Origin of the sequence: Nocardia sp. NBC_01388 (genome assembly GCF_045040085.1) — a bacterium.
Taxonomy (GTDB): Bacteria; Actinomycetota; Actinomycetes; order Mycobacteriales; family Mycobacteriaceae; genus Nocardia.
In genome coordinates, this window is the sequence record NZ_CP109553.1 from 7,294,094 (window position 1) to 7,311,644 (window position 17,551).

Annotated in this window: 1 protein-coding gene (only partly in view); it reads left to right on the forward strand. The window is 70.1% G+C overall.

Annotation, left to right across the window (positions count from 1 at the left end; translation table 11 throughout):
• Window positions 1–17,551 carry the 5' portion of a non-ribosomal peptide synthase/polyketide synthase gene (locus tag OG716_RS34925; RefSeq protein ID WP_405134593.1) on the forward strand. 698 nt of this gene lie beyond the right edge of the window, so only the first 17,551 of its 18,249 coding nucleotides appear in the window; the start codon lies at window positions 1–3; the stop codon falls past the right edge of the window.

Below are 17,551 nucleotides of genomic sequence, written 5' to 3' on the forward strand. Positions count from 1 at the left end.
GTGGGTAGTCCCCCCGCATCGGAACCGTTTCCTCTCACGCCCGGGCAGCTCGGCCTGTGGTACGCACAGCTCCTCGATCCCGAGGTTCCGCTCAATGTGGTCAATTACGTGGATGTGCGCGGACCGCTCGACGCACCGGTGCTCGAGCAGGCGATCAATGCCGCCATCCAGGAATTCGAATCCCTCGTGGTGCGCCTGGTTGAGATCGACGGGCAGCCCAGGCAATTCGTCGACACCGGGAATCGGTTCGACGTTCCCCTGATCGACCTGCGTGCCGATGCCGATCCGCTGGCCGCCGCCGAAGCCTGGATGCGCGCCGACTACACCGCTCCGGTGGATCTGCTGCACGGCAGCCTGTTCGCGAGCGCGGTGCTGCGGGTCGCCGACGACCATCACCTCTGGTACCTGCGTGCGCATCACATCGTGATCGACGGTTTCGGCGCCCTCACCACCATGATGCGCATGACCGAGCGATACAACGCGCTGATGAGCGGTGTCGAACCGTCCGTCATCGAGCCCGGTTCGCTGCGCGAGCTGGTCGCCGGCGAACAGGACTATCGCGACAGCGAGCGTTTCCTCGAGGACCGCGAGTACTGGGCCGGCCGGGTGCGCGGCCTGGAGGCCACCACGCTCAACCGGCGCACCGCCCCGGCCGCGGCCACCAATCTGCGACTCGGCCGGCTGCTGCCGCCGCGGGTGCTGCAGCGGCTGCACGAGGTCGCCGCCGCGCACGGGGTGAAGTTCGCCGCCGTCGTGGTCGCCGCCTTCGGCGCGTACCTGGCGCGACTCACCGATCGGGACGAAGTGGCGATCAGCCTGCCGGTGACGGCGCGTACCGATGATCTGACCCGGCGGTCGGGAGGCATGCTCTCCAATATCGTGCCGCTGCGGCTGGCGATCGGCCCGGCGGCCACCTGGGCCGATCTGCTGGCCGCCGCCCGGACCGAACTGTCCGCCGCGGTGCGCCGCCAGCGCTACCGCGCCGAGGACATTCGCCGGGACGTCGACCGGGACGGGCAGCAGACCCGGCGGGCGCTGTTCGGTCCGCAGGTGAATCTGATGATGTTCGACGTCACCCTGTCGATCGACGGCGCGCCCGCGCGCTTCCACATGGTCAGCTCGGGCCCGCTCGAGGATCTGGGCCTGCAGATGTACTACGCCGATGCGGGCAAGGTGACGCTGGAGCTGGAGGCCAATCCGAACCTCTACGGCACCGACGAACTCGCAAGGCATCACGCGCGTTTCACCACTTTCCTGGAGCGGCTGCTGGAGCTGGATCCCGCCGCGCCGCTCGCCGCCGTCCCGGTGCTCACCGAGCTGGAACGCGAAGTGAGCCTGCGGATCTGGAACGACACCCGCCGCCCGGCGGACGCCGAGGCCACGCTGGTGTCGATGTTCGCGGCGCAGGTGGCGCGCACCCCGGACGCGGTGGCGCTGCGCTACGCCGGGGAACCGGCCACCGAACTCACCTATGCCGAACTGTCGGGCCGCGTGAATCGCCTTGCCCGCCATCTCATCTCGCTGGGAGTCGGTCCGGAGACCATGGTGGCGCTGCATCTGCGCCGCTCGCCCGAGCTGGTCACGGCGCTCTACGCCGTGCAGGCGGCGGGCGCGGCCTATGTGCCGCTGGACCCGGATCATCCGGCCGAGCGCACCGGGCACATTCTGGCCACCGCGCGACCGGCGGTCGTGCTGACCAGCACCGTGGATCGGCCCGCGGCCGACTTCGGCGCACCGGTGCTGTGCCTGGACGAACTGGACCTCGCCGGTTATTCCGACGCGCTGCTCGCGCCGTCGGAACTGCTTGCGCCGCTGCGCCCTTCGAATACCGCGTACGTCATCTTCACCTCCGGTTCCACCGGTCTGCCGAAGGGTGTGGCGGTCAGCCACGCGGCCATCGTCAATCGCCTGGTTTGGATGCAGTCCGAGTACGGCCTCACCGCGGCCGATGTGGTGCTGCACAAGACGCCCGCCACCTTCGACGTATCGGTGTGGGAGTTGTTCTGGCCCTTGCAGATCGGCGCGACCATGGTGGTCGCGACCCCGGACGGGCATCGCGATCCGGCCTACCTGGCACAGATCATCGCCGAAGAAGGCATCACCACAGCCCATTTCGTCCCCTCCATGCTGTCGGTGTTCACAGCGGCCCTGGACGCGGCCGCAGAACCCCCACTCCAGGTTCGTGGCCCGTCTCGTTCTGGACTGAGTGGAGCGGGGGAGCGAAGCGGAGGAGCGGAGGGAGGGAAGAACGAGACTCCCAGGGCCACGAACCCCGCCGGAGCGGAGCGTAGGCAGAAAATACAGCACCCCGCCGGAGCGGAGCGGAGGCAGAAAATCCAGCTGCGGCTGGTCTTCGCCTCCGGTGAGGCGCTGCCCGCCGCGACGGCGCAGCGCCTGCGCGCGCTGACCGGCGCCCGGCTGCACAATCTCTACGGCCCCACCGAGGCGGCGGTCGACGTCACCTTTCATGAGGTCACAGACTTGGACATCGACGGTGTGCCGATCGGCGCCCCGGTGTCCAATACCCGGCTGTACGTGCTCGATTCACGTCTACGGCCGGTCCCCGTGGGGACCCCGGGTGAGCTGTATCTGTCGGGGGTTCAGCTCGCCCGGGGCTACGTGGCGCGACCGGGGTTGACGGCCGAACGGTTCCTCGCGGACCCATTCGCCGGACCCGAGGAGCTCGGCCGCCCGGGTGAATTGATGTACCGCACAGGAGATCTGGTGTGCTGGACGTCGGAGGGCGAACTGCGCTACCTGGATCGCACCGACTTCCAGGTGAAGCTGCGCGGCCTGCGCATCGAACTTGGCGAGATCGAAACCGTGCTGGCGGCAATCGATTCCGTACGCCAGGCGGTCGTGCTGGTGCGCGATGAGCAGTTGGTCGCGTACGTGGTGCCGTCCGAGCCGGGTGTGCTGCCCGCCGCCCAGTTGCGGGCCGAGGCGGCCCGGGCGCTGCCCGCGTACATGGTTCCCGCCGTATTCGTCGGGCTCGAGGCCCTGCCGCTGAACTCCTCCGGCAAACTGGATCGCCGGGCGCTGCCCGATCCGGAGCGCACGGTGGTCCGCTACCGCGCCCCGGAATCGGTGGTGCAGCGTTCGGTGGCGGCCGTCTTCGGTGAGGTGCTCGAGCGCGAGAGCATCGGCCTGGACGACGACTTCTTCACCCTGGGCGGCAACAGCCTGATCGCCACCCGGGTGGCGGCACGGCTGAGCGGCGATCTGGGATGCCGGATCGGCCTGCGCGAGATCTTCGGCGCGCCCACGGTGGCCGCGCTGGCGGCTCTGGTGGAGCGCCAATTCCTCGACGAGGATGCCGAATTCGGTACGTCGGTACCGGAATTGGCCGTCCGGGAGCGCCCGGAGGTATTGCCGCTCTCGCCCGCGCAGCAGCGCATTTGGTTCATGAACCGCTTCGATACCGCGAGCGCCGATTACAACATGCCGTTCGCCCTGCGCCTGCGCGGCGACCTGGATGTGGCGGCGCTGCGTGCGGCGGTCGCGGATGTGGTGGCGCGGCACGAGGTGCTGCGCACCGTCTTCCCGCAGACCCCGGCCGGTCCGGCCCAGCGTGTGCTGCCGGCGGCCGTGCTGTCCCCGTTCGCGGTGCTGGAGTCGTTCGCGGAATTGTCGCTGCCGGATGTCGGCATGGCGGATTTCGAGTCGATGGGCGCGGGCCTGATCGCCGGCACCGACCTGATCGTGTCCGTCGAGCCGATCGCGGCGGCGGACCTGGATGCCGAATTGCGCGGTTTCGCGGAGCGCGGATTCGACCTGGAAAACGAGATCCCGTTCCGGGCTCGCCTTTTCGGGGTGTTTGCCGAGGGGCATGTAGTCGGCGATAGCAATCTTGCAGCTAACGAACATGCGCTGGCCGTTGTCCTGCACCACATCGCCGCCGACGGGCTGTCGCTGCCGGTGCTGGCGCGGGATCTGGTGACCGCCTACACCGCTCGCCGCGAGGGGCATGCTCCGGGCTGGACCCCGCTGGCGCTGCAGTACGCGGATTACGCACTGTGGCAGCGGGAACGGCTCGGCGATGCCGCGGATCCGCATTCCCTGCTGGCGCAGCAGTTGTCGTTCTGGACCGATACCCTCGCGGGCGCTCCGGAGCAGCTGGATCTGCCGTCGGATCGGCCGCGCCCGGCCGTGGCCAGTGGCCGTGGCGGTGTGCATCAGCTTGAGATACCGGCCGGTCTCCACGTAAAACTGCTGGAAACGGCTCAGCAGCAGGGTGTTTCGGCCTTCATGCTGGTGCACGCGGTGGTCGCGGTGCTGCTGTCGCGGCTTTCCGGCGAGGACGACATTGTCATCGGCACGCCGGTCGGCGGCCGCGGGGAACGTGAACTTGACGAACTGATTGGTATGTTCGTCGGTACCCTGCCGCTGCGCACGCAGCTCGACACGCGCGTGCCCTTCACCGAATTCCTAGGCGCTGTACGGGAATCCGATCTCGCCGCCTTCGCACACGCCGATGTGCCGTTCGAGCAGCTGGTCGAGGTCCTGAATCCGGCACGCTCGCAGGCGCGTCATCCGGTCTTCCAGGTATCGCTGTCTTTCACCGGCATCGGGAATATCGGTGTCGAACTGCCCGGATTGCTTGCCACGGCGGGTACGCTGGATACCGGAGTGGCTAAGTTCGACCTATCGATCGCGGTCACCGAAAGCTTCGCCGGTGCCGGTCCCGGGGAAGGTCCGGCACCGGCGGGGATTCACGCGGAATTCTCTTTCGCCACGGATCTCTTCGACCCCGCCTCCATTTCCGTTCTCGCCGGGCGCTTCCTGCGTCTGCTCGAGGCCGCCGTCACCGCTCCCGCGACCGTCGTCGCCGAGCTCCCCCTGCTCTCCGAGCTCGAGTACGCCGACCTCACCACCCGCTCCGGCGGCGCGCTGGCAGCCACCGGGCTACTGCCCGGCGTACTCGAGGAAGCCGTCGAGGCAGATCCCGACAATGTTGCCATTTGTGACGAACGTCGCGCCCTCACCTACGGCGAACTCGATGCTGCCTCATCACGTTTGGCGCGCCTGCTCATCAGTCGCGGGGTGGGGCCGGACGATCTGATCGCCGTGGGTGTGCCACGCTCGATCGAACAGGTGACCGCCGTCTGGGCCGTGATCAAGTCCGGTGCGGGCTGGGTGCCGGTGGATCCGGGCTATCCGGTCGAGCGCATCACCCACATGGTGACCGATTCGCGCGCGGTGCTGGGTCTGACCACCGTCGCGGCCCATGCCGCCATGCCCGACGTACTGCCCTGGCTGCTGCTCGACGATCCCGAGTTCCGCAGTGCCTGTGCCGCTTTCGAAGACACCCCGATCGGAGATGCGGACCGGGTGCGGCCGCTGCACGCGCAGCACATCGCCTACACCATCTACACCTCGGGTTCGACCGGTCTGCCCAAGGGCGTGCTCGTCACGCACGCGGCGCTGGTGAGCCTGGCGGCCGAGCAGACCGCGCACTACTTCGGGCATCCCGGTGCGCGGGTGCTGAGCGTCGGTTCGCCGTCGTTCGACATCTCGGTCATGGAGCTGCTGCTGGCCGTGAATTCCGGTGCCACCATGGTGATCGCGCCGGCCGGTGTCACGGTCGGCGCGGAACTGGCCGACTTCGCCCGGGCGCAGCGGGTGACCCATCTGGGTATGACCCCCTCGGCCGCGGCCTCGCTCGATCCCGCGACGCTGCCCGATGTGCAGTCGATCGCGGTCGGCGGCGAAGCCGTTCCGGCGGAATTGGTCCGGCGCTGGATCGCGGCCGGCCGGATCATCGTCGATGCCTACGGCCCGACCGAAACCACCGTTGTGGTCAATATGTCCGAGCCGCTGCGGGCCGGCGAGCCCGTCCATATCGGCCGTCCGATCCGCGGTGTGCGGGAATGGGTGCTCGACAGCGCGCTGCAGCCGGTCCCGGTGGGCGCCACCGGTGAGTTGTACGTCGCCGGTGCGCAATTGGCGCGCGGCTACCACGGCCGCCCGGAGCTGACCGCGAACCGCTTCGTGGCCTGCCCGTGGGCGCCCGGTCAGCGCATGTACCGCACCGGCGATCTGGTGCGCTGGAATGCCGACGGCACCGTGACGTACCTGGGCCGCAACGACTCCCAGGTGAAGGTGCGCGGCTACCGCATCGAACTCGGCGAGATCGAGGCCGTGCTGGCCGAGCACGAGCAGGTGCGCCAGGCCGTGGTCGTGGTGCACAGCGATGCCGCCCGCGGTGATCAGCTGGTCGCCTATCTGGTCGCGGCCGATGCCACGGCCGGGGTGCCCACCGAGACGGTGCGGGCGAGCCTGCAGGGCCGCCTGGCGCCGCATATGGTGCCCACCGCGTTCATGGTGCTCGATGAGCTGCCGATGACCCCGAACGGCAAGCTGAACCTCCGCGCCCTTCCGGTGCCGGAGTTCGCGGCGCGCGAGTTCCGGGCGCTCGGCTCCTCGGCGGAGCGTCTGGTCGGCGCCGCCTTCACCGAGGTGCTCGGCCTGACCACGCCGATCGGCGCGGACGACGACTTCTTCGAACTCGGCGGCAATTCGCTCATCGCGACCCGGCTGACGGCCCGGCTCGGTGCGGCCCTGGACGCCCGGGTGCCCGTGCGCCTGATCTTCGACGCCCGGACGGTCGCCGAACTCGCTTCCGCGCTGGCCGAATTCGCCGGCACCGGCGGCCGCCCGCCGCTGGTGGCGGGGGAGCGGCCGGAGCTGGTGCCGCTGTCCTACGCGCAGCAGCGCATGTGGTTCCTCAATCGCCTCGACACCGATTCGGTGGCCGACAATCTGGTCGCCGCCATCCAGCTCACCGGAGCCCTGGATCGCGCCGCCCTGGCCGCGGCCCTCACCGATGTGATCGAACGCCACGAGACGCTGCGCACCGTCTACCCGGCGGTGGACGGCATCGGCTATCAGCGGGTGCTGCCGATCGCCGAGGCCGCCGTCGATCTGGTCGCCGAGGAGGTCGATCCGGCTGCCCTCGACGAGCGCATTCGAGCACTCGCGACCACCCCGTTCGCGGTCGGCGACGAAGCGCCGCTGCGGTTGACGCTGCTGCGTCCCGCGTCCACCGGCGATACCGAGCATGTGCTCGTCTTCGCGGTGCACCACATCGCCGCCGACGGCTGGTCCATCGCACCGCTGACCCTCGACCTGATGGCCGCCTACTCCGCGCGCCGCGCCGGAACCGCGCCGCAGTGGCCCGCGCTGCCGGTGCAGTACGCCGATTACGCGCTGTGGCAGCGTGAGCTGCTCGGCGCCGCCGAGGATACGGAATCGGTACTGGCGCAGCAGTTGCGCTTCTGGCGCGACGAGCTGTCGGGGCTGGCCCCGGAGCTCGCGCTGCCGGCCGATCGGCCCCGCCCCGCCGTCGCTTCCGGTCGCGGCGCGCGATACGAATTCGCCCTGGACGCCGGACTGCACACCCGACTGCGCGAGATCGCCGAACAGACGCACGCCTCGCTGTTCATGGTGCTGCACGCCGCCTTCGCCGCACTGCTGGCGAAAACCTCCGGGCAGTCCGATATCTCGATCGGCACCCCGGTGGCCGGTCGCGGCGAGCAGGCGCTGGACGGCCTGGTCGGCATGTTCGTCAATACTCTCGCGCTGCGCACCGAGGTCGCGCCGCGCGGCTCCTTCGCCGAGCTGGTCGCGTCGGTGCGCGATACCGATCTGCGTGCCTTCGCGCACGCCGATGTGCCGTTCGAACGCCTGGTGGAGGCGCTGAATCCGGTGCGCACGCCGGGCCTGCACCCGCTGTTCCAGGTGGTGCTGGATCTGCAGAACACCGCCACCGCCGATTTGGCGCTGGACGGCCTGCGGGTGTCGCGCCTGGATATCGACACCCACACCGCCAAATTCGATCTGCAGTTGACGCTGGCCGACAGCGCCGACGGCGGCCTCTCCGCCGTATTCACCTATGCCACCGATATTTTCGAGGCCGAGGGCATCGCGGTGCTGGCGCGCCGGTTCGAGCGGGTGCTCGCGGCGGTGACGGCGGACGCGGAGATCGCGGTCGGTGATATCGAGGTGCTCGATGCCGGTGAACGGCAGCGGGTACTGCACGAATGGTCGGTCACCGGTGCGGATAGTTCCGAAGACGACACGCTCGCAGCACGTTTCGCGCGGGCGGCGCTGCTGGACCCGCAGGCCCCCGCGGTCCGCTCCGGCGAGGTCACCCTCACCTACGGCGATCTCGATGCCCGCGCCAACCGGCTCGCCCGCCGGCTCATCGCCGCCGGTGTCGGCCCGGAATCGCTGGTGGCGGTTGCCCTTCCGCGCACCGAGGAGCTCGTTGTCGCCCTGCTCGCAGTGCTCAAGGCCGGCGGCGGCTACCTGCCCATCGACCCGAACTACCCGGCGGACCGCATCGAGTACGTGCTCGACGATGCCCGCCCGGTCTGCGCCATCACCAGTGCCGCCGCGAATCTGCCCGCGGGCTGGTTCGGTGGTCCGCTGCTCGATCTGGACACCGTGGAGCTGGCCGGTTTCGCCGCCGGCCCGGTCGCCGATCAGGATCGCCGCGCGCCCCTGGATCCGGGCAATGTCGCGTACGTCATCTACACCTCCGGCTCGACCGGCCGCCCCAAGGGCGTGCTGATCCCGCACCGGAATGTGGTGCGGCTGCTGGACAATACGCAGCGCCTCTTCGAATTCGGGCCGTCGGACGTGTGGACCATGTTCCACTCCTACGCCTTCGACTTCACGGTGTGGGAGCTGTGGGCGCCGCTGCTGTCCGGCGGCAGCGTCGTGGTGATCGACTACTTCACCTCGCGCTCGCCGCAGCAGTTCCGGGAACTGCTTGCCGCACAGCGGGTTACGGTGCTGAACCAGACCCCGTCGGCCTTCTACCAGCTGATCGCCGCCGATCAGGTGCACGATCTCGACGATCTGGCGCTGCGCTGGGTGATCTTCGGCGGCGAGGCGCTGGAACCGGCGCGCCTGCGCGACTGGTTCGCCCGTCATCCGCGGACCCCCGCGCTGGTGAATATGTACGGCATCACCGAGACCACGGTGCACGTCTCGCATCGGTTCATCGCCGCCGAAACCGGTTCCGCCAGTGTCATCGGCGGCGCGCTGCCGGGTCTGACGGTGCGCGTGCTGGATTCGCGCCTGCGCCCGGTTCCGGTCGGCGCTCCCGGCGAAATCTATGTCTCCGGTGGGCAGCTCGCCCGCGGCTACCTGGCCCGCCCGGCGCTGTCGGCGGCCCGCTTCGTGGCCGACCCGTTCGGCGCTCCCGGCGAATCCGCCTACCGCACCGGCGATCTCGCCCGCTGGACCACACAGGGCGAGCTGGAGTACCTGGGCCGCGCCGATCAGCAGGTGAACCTGCACGGCTTCCGGGTGGAGCTCGGCGAGATCGAGGCCGCGCTGCTCGACGAACCGCACGTGCGTGCCGCGGCGGTGGTGGTCCGCCATGACGAGACCGTCGCCGAGGGCCGGATCGTCGGCTACGTGGTGACCGACTCCGCCGTCGATACCGCGGTCCTGCGCCAGGCGGTGGCCCGGCGGCTGCCCGAGCACATGGTGCCCGCCGCCCTGGTGGTCATCGACCGAATCCCGCTGACCGTCAACGGCAAGCTGGATCGCGCCGCCCTGCCGGCCCCGGCCTTCGAAACCGCCGCCTACCGCGCGCCCGCCACGCCCGCCGAGGTGGCGGTGGCACAGGTCTTCGCCGAACTGCTCGGCATCGAGCGGGTCGGTGCGGCCGACGATTTCTTCGCGCTGGGCGGCAGTTCACTGCTGGCGGCCCGGGCGGTCGCCCGCCTCGGTGTGGCCCTCGATTGCGAGATCCCGGTGCGCGCGCTGTTCGAAACACGCAGTGTGGCAGCGCTTGCCGCGTATGCGCACGAGGTCTCGGGCGCGGGTGCGCGGCTGGCACCGACCCGGCGGACCCGCCCGGCCCGGCTGCCGCTGGCGCCGGCGCAGCAGCGCATGTGGTTCCTGAACCGGTACTGGTCCGCCGAGCAGACCTCCGGTCCCGGTGCGGCAGCGGACAATATCCCGCTGGTCATCCGCTTCTCCGGTGCGCTCGACACCGCCGCGCTGGCAGGTGCGCTCGCCGATCTGGTGCAGCGGCACGAGACCCTGCGCACCGTCTACCCGGACGGTCCGAACGGACCGGAACAGGTTATTCGCGCTGTCGCGGAGAGCCTTCCGGTCCTGACCGCCGAGCGCATCGACGAGTCCGAGGTGGATGCCCGGCTGGTCGCCGCCGCCACCCGCGGTTTCGATCTGACCGTCCAAACCCCGCTGCGCGCCGCACTGTTCACGGTATCGGAGACCGATCACGTACTGGCCCTGGTGCTGCATCACATCAGCGCCGACGGTTACTCGCTCGGCCCGCTCGCCACCGACCTCATGACCGCGTACACCGCCCGCCACGCCGGCGCGGTTCCGGACTGGCAGCCGCTGCCCGTGCAGTATGCCGACTACGCCCTCTGGCAGCACGAGGTGCTGGGCTCGGACGCCGATCCGGACTCGGAATCGGCACGGCAGCTGGACTACTGGCGCACCCGGCTCTCCGGCCTGCCCGAACAGCTGGATCTGCCTGCCGACCGCCCGCGCCCGGCGGTGTCGACGCAGCGCGGCGGCACCCACCGCAGCACGGTCGACGCCGACCTGCACGCCGAGCTCGCCGCTCTGGCCCAGAAACTGGATGCCACCCTGTTCAGCACGGTGCACGCCGCGCTGGCGGTGCTGCTGTCCCGGCTGTCCGGCACCTCGGACATCGCCATCGGCACCCCGGTCGCCGGTCGTGGTGAGCAGGCCCTGGACGGTCTGGTCGGCATGTTCGTGAACACGCTCGTACTGCGCACCGAGGTCGATCCGGCCGCCGGATTCGACACCCTGCTGGCCGGTGTTCGCGCCGGTGACATCGCGGCGCTCTCGCACGCCGATGTGCCGTTCGAACGCCTGGTGGAGGTGCTCGCACCCGCCCGGGCGCAGAATCGGCATCCGCTGTTCCAGGTCGCGCTGACCTTCCAGAACTTCCCGCTGCCCACCCTGGTGCTGCCGGAACTGCTGGCCGCGCCCGCGCAGATCGAATCGGGCGTGGCCAAATTCGATCTGCAGTTCACCGTCACCGAGACCTGCTCCGACGGCGGGCAGACCGGTGGCCTGGATATCGAAATCACCTACACCCGCGACCTTTTCGACGCCGAGAGCATTGCCCTGCTGTCGCGCCGCTTCGAGCAGGTGCTGGCGGCCGTGGCCGCCGACTGCACCGTCGCGGTCGGCGATATCGAGCTGCTGCGCGCCGATGAGCGGGCCCGGGTGCTGACCGAATGGAATGCCACCACTCGCGAACTCGAACTGCCGGAAGGCGCTGCCGCCACCCTGGTTTCGCTGTTCGACGCGCAGGTGCGGACCACTCCCGAGGCCATCGCGGTCGTCTTCGGGGAGACCACCGTGACCTATGCCGACCTGGCGGGCCGCGTGCACCGCCTGGCCCGCAGGCTCATCGACGCGGGCGTGTGCGCGGAATCGACTGTCGCACTCGCCATTCGCCGCTCCGTCGATCTGGTCGTCGCCATGTACGCGGTGCTGGAGGCCGGTGGCGCGTACGTGCCGCTGGACCCCGATCAGCCCGCCGACCGCATCGAATACGTGCTGGACACCGCGCGCCCGGTCGTCATCCTGACCACCACCGGCGACGACTTCCGCACCGAGGACATCGCTCCCGTGCTCGCCGTGGACGCACTGGACCTCACCGGCTATGACAGCACGCCGGTCACCGCCGCGGAACGCCCTGTCCCGCTGCGGCCCTCGAACACCGCCTACGTGATCTTCACCTCCGGTTCGACGGGTCGCCCCAAGGGTGTCGCGGTCGAGCACGGCGCGATCGTGAACCGGCTGCTGTGGATGCAGCACGAGTATCCGATCGGCCCGGATGACGCTGTGCTGCAGAAGACTCCGGCCACGTTCGACGTCTCGGTCTGGGAGTTCTTCTGGCCCTTGCAGACCGGTGCGCGTCTGGTGGTCGCCAAGCATGACGGTCACCGTGACCCGGTGTACCTCGCGCAGATCATCGCTGAAGAAGGCATCACGACAGCCCATTTCGTGCCGTCGATGCTGTCGGTCTTCGTCGCTGCTCTCGACGCGGCCGCAGAACCCCCACTCCAGGTTCGTGGCCCGTCTCGTTCTGGACTGAGTGGAGCGGGGGAGCGAAGCGGAGGAGCGGAGGGAGGGAAGAACGAGACTCCCAGGGCCACGAACCCCGCCGGAGCGGAGCGTAGGCAGAAGATCCAGCACCCCGCCGGAGCGGAGCGTAGGCAGAAAATCCAGCTGCGCCAGGTGTTCGCCTCCGGTGAGGCGCTGCCCGCCCCCACCGCGCAGAAGCTGCGCGAGCTGACCGGCGCCCGTCTGCACAATCTGTACGGCCCGACCGAAGCCGCCGTCGACGTGACCCATCACCAGGTCATCGATGCCGACCTCGCCTCCGTCCCGATCGGCCGCCCGGTCTGGAATACCCAGCTGTATGTGCTGGATTCGCGCCTGCACCCCGTCGCGCCCGGCATCCCGGGTGAGCTGTACCTGGCGGGCGATCAGCTGGCCCGCGGCTACCTGGACCGCACCGATCTGTCCTCGGATCGTTTTGTCGCGAACCCGTACGCCGCCGGCGCCCGCATGTACCGCACCGGCGATCTGGTCAAGTGGACCACCGGGAGCGGCGAATCGGGTGCCGCGGGCGAGCTGGAATACCTCGGCCGCACCGATTTCCAGGTCAAGCTGCGCGGTCTGCGCATCGAACTCGGCGAGATCGAGATCGCGCTCACCGCACTGGATTCCGTCGCCCAGGCCGTGGTGGTCGTCCGCCCGGACGAGCGCCTCGGCGATCAGCTGGTCGCCTACCTGATCGCCGCCGCCGCGGCCATCGATGCCGACTCGGTGCGGGCCGCCCTGTCCGCCGCCCTGCCCGGCTATATGGTCCCCGCCGCCTTCGTTGTGCTGGATGCCCTCCCGCTCAACGCTTCCGGCAAGCTCGACCGCCGCGCGCTGCCCGCGCCGGTATTCGAGGCCAAGGTCTTCCGTGCTCCCGCGACTCCCGCGGAGAAGACCATCGCGGATGTCTTCGCGGATCTGCTCGGTGTCGAGCGCATCGGTGTGGACGACGACTTCTTCGAGCTCGGCGGCAGTTCTCTGCTGGCCGCCAAGGCGGCCGCCCGGCTCAGCGGTCTGCTCGGCGGCACGGTCGGTGTGCGGCTGCTGTTCGAGGCGTCCCGGGTCGGGGATCTCGCCGCCCGGGTCAGCGCCGCAACCGGTGCGGCCCTGCGCCCGGTGCTGGTCGCCGGGACCCGCCCGGAGCAGCTGCCGCTCTCACCGGCGCAGCAGCGCATGTGGTTCCTGAACCGCTTCGACGGCAATTCGATCGCGTACACCATTCCGCTGGCCCTGCGCCTGACCGGTGAACTCGATGTGGCCGCGATGCAGGCCGCCGTCGCGGCCGTGGTCGCCCGCCACGAGACCCTGCGCACCGTCTACCCCGAGACCGAATCGGGTCCGGTGCAGGTGATCCTGCCCGCCGAGCGGGCCGTGCAGGCGCTGCAGCCGATCGATATCACCGAAGCCGAACTGCCGCAGCGCATTCTGGAGCTGGCCGCCGCCTTCGACGTCACCGCCGAGGTGCCGGTGCGCCTGCGCCTGTTCCGTATCACCGATGCCCGCCGCACCGAATACGTCTTCGCCGGCGCCCTGCACCATATTTCGGCCGACGGTTCCTCCGTGGTGCCGTTCGTGCGCGACCTCATGCACGCCTACGGCACGCATCTGGCGGGGCAGGCCCCGGTGTGGTCGCCGCTGTCCGTGCAGTACGCCGACTACGCCCTGTGGCAGCGTGCCCTGCTGGGCACCGAGGACGATGCCGAATCGCTGTCGGCACAGCAGATCTCGTTCTGGCGGGACACCCTGGCCGGTCTGCCCGATCAGTTGGATCTGCCCACCGATCACCCGCGCCCGGCCCGGCAGAGCCTGCGCGGCAAGCACATCACCGTTCCCGTCGACGCCGAACTGCACGCCCGCCTCGCCCGGGTCGGCCGCGCACACGGCGCCACGCTCTTCATGGTGGTGCACGCCGCGTTCTCCGCCCTGCTGGCCCGGCTGTCCGGCACCGCCGACATCACCGTCGGCACCCCGATCGCCGGTCGCGGCGAGACGGCGCTGGACGACCTCATCGGCATGTTCGTGAACACCCTGGTGCTGCGCACCGAAATCGCTGCCGCCGAACCGTTCTCGGCACTGCTGAACCGGGTCCGGACCGCCGATATCGCCGCCTTCGCCCATGCCGACGTCCCCTTCGAGCGCCTGGTGGAGGTGCTGAACCCGCAGCGCTCCACCGCTCGGCACCCGCTGTTCCAGGTCGGCCTGTCCTTCCAGAACCATGAGCGGGCTGCCCTGCGGCTGCCCGGCCTGTCGGTCACGGAGGTCGAATTCGACAATGAGATCGCCCAGTTCGACCTGCACCTGTTCGCGATAGACCACTACGACCCGGCCGGTGTGCCCGCCGGCATGGACCTCACGCTCGGCTACGCCACCGACCTGTTCACCGAGGCGACCGCGGCGCGCTTCAGCGCCGCCCTGCGCCGCGTACTGGAAACCGTTGCCGCCGAACCGGAGACGGCTGTCGGCGAGATCGATCTGCTGGGCGCGGAATTGCGCCGCCGGGTGCTCACCGAGTGGAATGCCACCGAGCGCGCGGTCGATCCCGTCACCCTGGTGGATCTGGTCGACAGCCAGGTCGCCGCCACCCCGGACGCTGTCGCGCTGCTCAGCGCCGATGGTGAGATCTCGCTCAGCTACGCGGAATTCGATGCCAGGGTGAACCGGCTGGCGCGGCTGCTACTGGCCGGCGGCGTCGGCCCGGAGCGCACCGTGGTGCTGGCCATGCGCCGCTCCATCGAGCTGGTGGTCGCCATGTACGCGGTGGTCAAGGCCGGCGGCGCCTATGTGCCCATCGATCCGGACCATCCGGCCGACCGCATCACCCACATCGTGGATACGGCCGCGCCGGTCTGCGTGCTGACCACGGTCGCCGACGGCGTCCCGTTCGAGACCGTGCTGCCGGTGCACCGGGTGGATCGCCTGGACGACACCGCCTTCTCGGCCGCGCCGATCACCGCGGGTGAGCGGATCAGCCCGCTGCGCGAGCACAATCCCGCGTACCTCATCTTCACCTCCGGCTCCACCGGCACGCCCAAGGGCGTCGCGGTGCCGCACGCCGCCATCGCAAACCAATTGCAGTGGCTGCGCGGCACTTTCGAGCTCGGTGCGAACGATCGCGCCCTGCTGAAGACGCCCGCCACCTTCGACCTGTCGGTGTGGGAATTCTGGTCGCTGCTGACCACCGGCGGCAGCCTGGTGGTGACCGCGCCCGGCGACGAGCGCGATCCGGACCGCCTGCGCGAGCTCATGGAGCGGCACGCCGTCACCGTGCTGCACCCGGTGCCCTCACTGCTCGGCATGCTGCTCACCGCGGGTCCGCTGCCCGCCTCGATGCGGGCCGTGCTGGCCATCGGCGAGGCGCTGCCCGCCGCGACCGCCGTGGATTTCCTGGACAAGCATCGGGAGCGGTCCGCCCGGCTGTTCAACCTCTACGGCCCGACCGAGGCCGCCGTCTCGATCACCTCCTTCGAGGTGGCCGAGCAGCCCGCCCAGACCGTGCCGATCGGCGCACCGGCCTGGAACAGCGGCGCGTACGTGCTCGATGCCCGCCTGCAGCCGGTCCTGATCGGCGTACCGGGTGAGCTGTACCTCGCGGGTGCGCAGTTGGCCCGCGGCTACTACGGCCGCCCCGCGCTCACCGCGGATCGCTTTGTCGCCAACCCCTTCGGCGAAGGACGGCTCTACCGCACCGGCGATATCGTCCGCCGCCGCGCCGACGGCGTGCTCGAGTACGTCGATCGCGCTGACTTCCAGGTGAAGATCGGCGGCTTCCGCATCGAACTCGGCGAGGTCGAGACCGCGCTGCGTCGTCAGGACGGCGTGACCGCGGCGGTCGCGGTGACCCGCACCGCCGGTGACTCCGGAGCCAGGCTGGTCGCCTATGCGGCCGTGCCGGGCGCCGACCCGGCCCGGTACGACGAGGTGGCGGCCGGACTGCGCGCGCGCCTCGCCGCCGACCTGCCCAGGTACATGGTTCCGGCCGCCCTGGTGGTGCTGGAAGCCCTGCCGCTCAATGCGAACGGCAAGGTCGATCGGGCCCGGCTGCCCGAGCCCGGCTTCACCGCCGCCGCCTACCGCGCCCCGGAGACCCGGCTCGAGCGCCTGGTCGCCGCCTCCTTCGCCGAGGTCATCGGCCTGGAGTCGAATGCCGATGCCGATCCGGTGGCCGGTCTGGACGCCGATTTCTTCGCCCTGGGCGGCAATTCGCTCATGGCGACCCGGCTCGCCGCGCGGCTCGGCGCGGATCTGGGTGTGCGGGTGCCGGTCGCGGCGGTGTTCGAGGCCCCGACCGTGGCCGCGCTGGCGGAGCGGCTGGCGACGGCCGACCCGTCCGAGGCCCGGCTCGCGCTGGTCCGCCGGACCGGCGAAGGCCCTGCGCCGCTGTCGCTTTCGCAGCAGCGCATGTGGGTCGTCAACCGCCTGCACCCGGATTCGACGGCCTACAATGTGCCCGCCGCCATCCGCCTCACCGGCACACTCGACCACGAGGCGCTGACCGCCGCGGTACGAGATCTGCTGGGCCGCCACGACATTCTGCGCACCAGCTACCCCGAGATCGACGGCGAGGCGGTGCAGCAGGTGCTGGCCGTGGACGAGGTCGCCGTCGACCTGACCCCGATCCCGGTGTCCGCCACGGCAATTCCGGCGAAGCTGGCCGACGTCATCGCCGCCGGTTTCGATGTCACGGCGCGGCCGCCCGTGCGCATGGCACTGCTGCGGATCTCGGCCACCGAGCACGTCCTGGTCGTGGTCATGCACCACATCAGCTCGGACGGCTATTCGGTCACGCCGTTGACCCGGGATCTGGTGCAGGCCTACACGAGTCGTCGCGGTGGTGTGGCACCCGCGTGGACTCCGCTGGCCATCCAGTACGGCGATTACAGCGACTGGCAGCGTGCGGTGCTCGGCGCGGACACCGATCCGCAGAGCCTGCTCAGCGCGCAGCTCGCCTTCTGGACCGCCGAACTGGCCGGTGTGCCGGAGCAGCTCCCGCTGCCGACCGACCGGCCCCGTCCGGCCCGTCGCGATATGCGCGGCGCGACCGTCGATTTCGAGGTTCCGGCCGAGCTCACCGCTCGGCTCGCGGTGGTGGCCCGCGAGCACGGCGCGACCCTGTTCGGTGTGGTGCACAGCGCTTTCGCGGTACTGCTGTCGAAGCTGTCCGGGCTGCGCGATATCGCGGTCGGCGCACCCGTCGCGGGTCGTGGCGAGCGGGCTCTCGACGATCTGATCGGCATGTTCGTGAATACCGTGGTGCTGCGCACCGAGGTGGACACCCGAGCCCCGTTCCACGAGCTGCTCCGCCAGGTCCGCGATCGTGATCTCGCGGCCCTGGCCCAGGCCGAAGTGCCGTTCGAGCGCGTGGTGGAGGCGGTGCTGTCCACCTCCGGCCGTACCCGCTCCAGCGCGTACACCC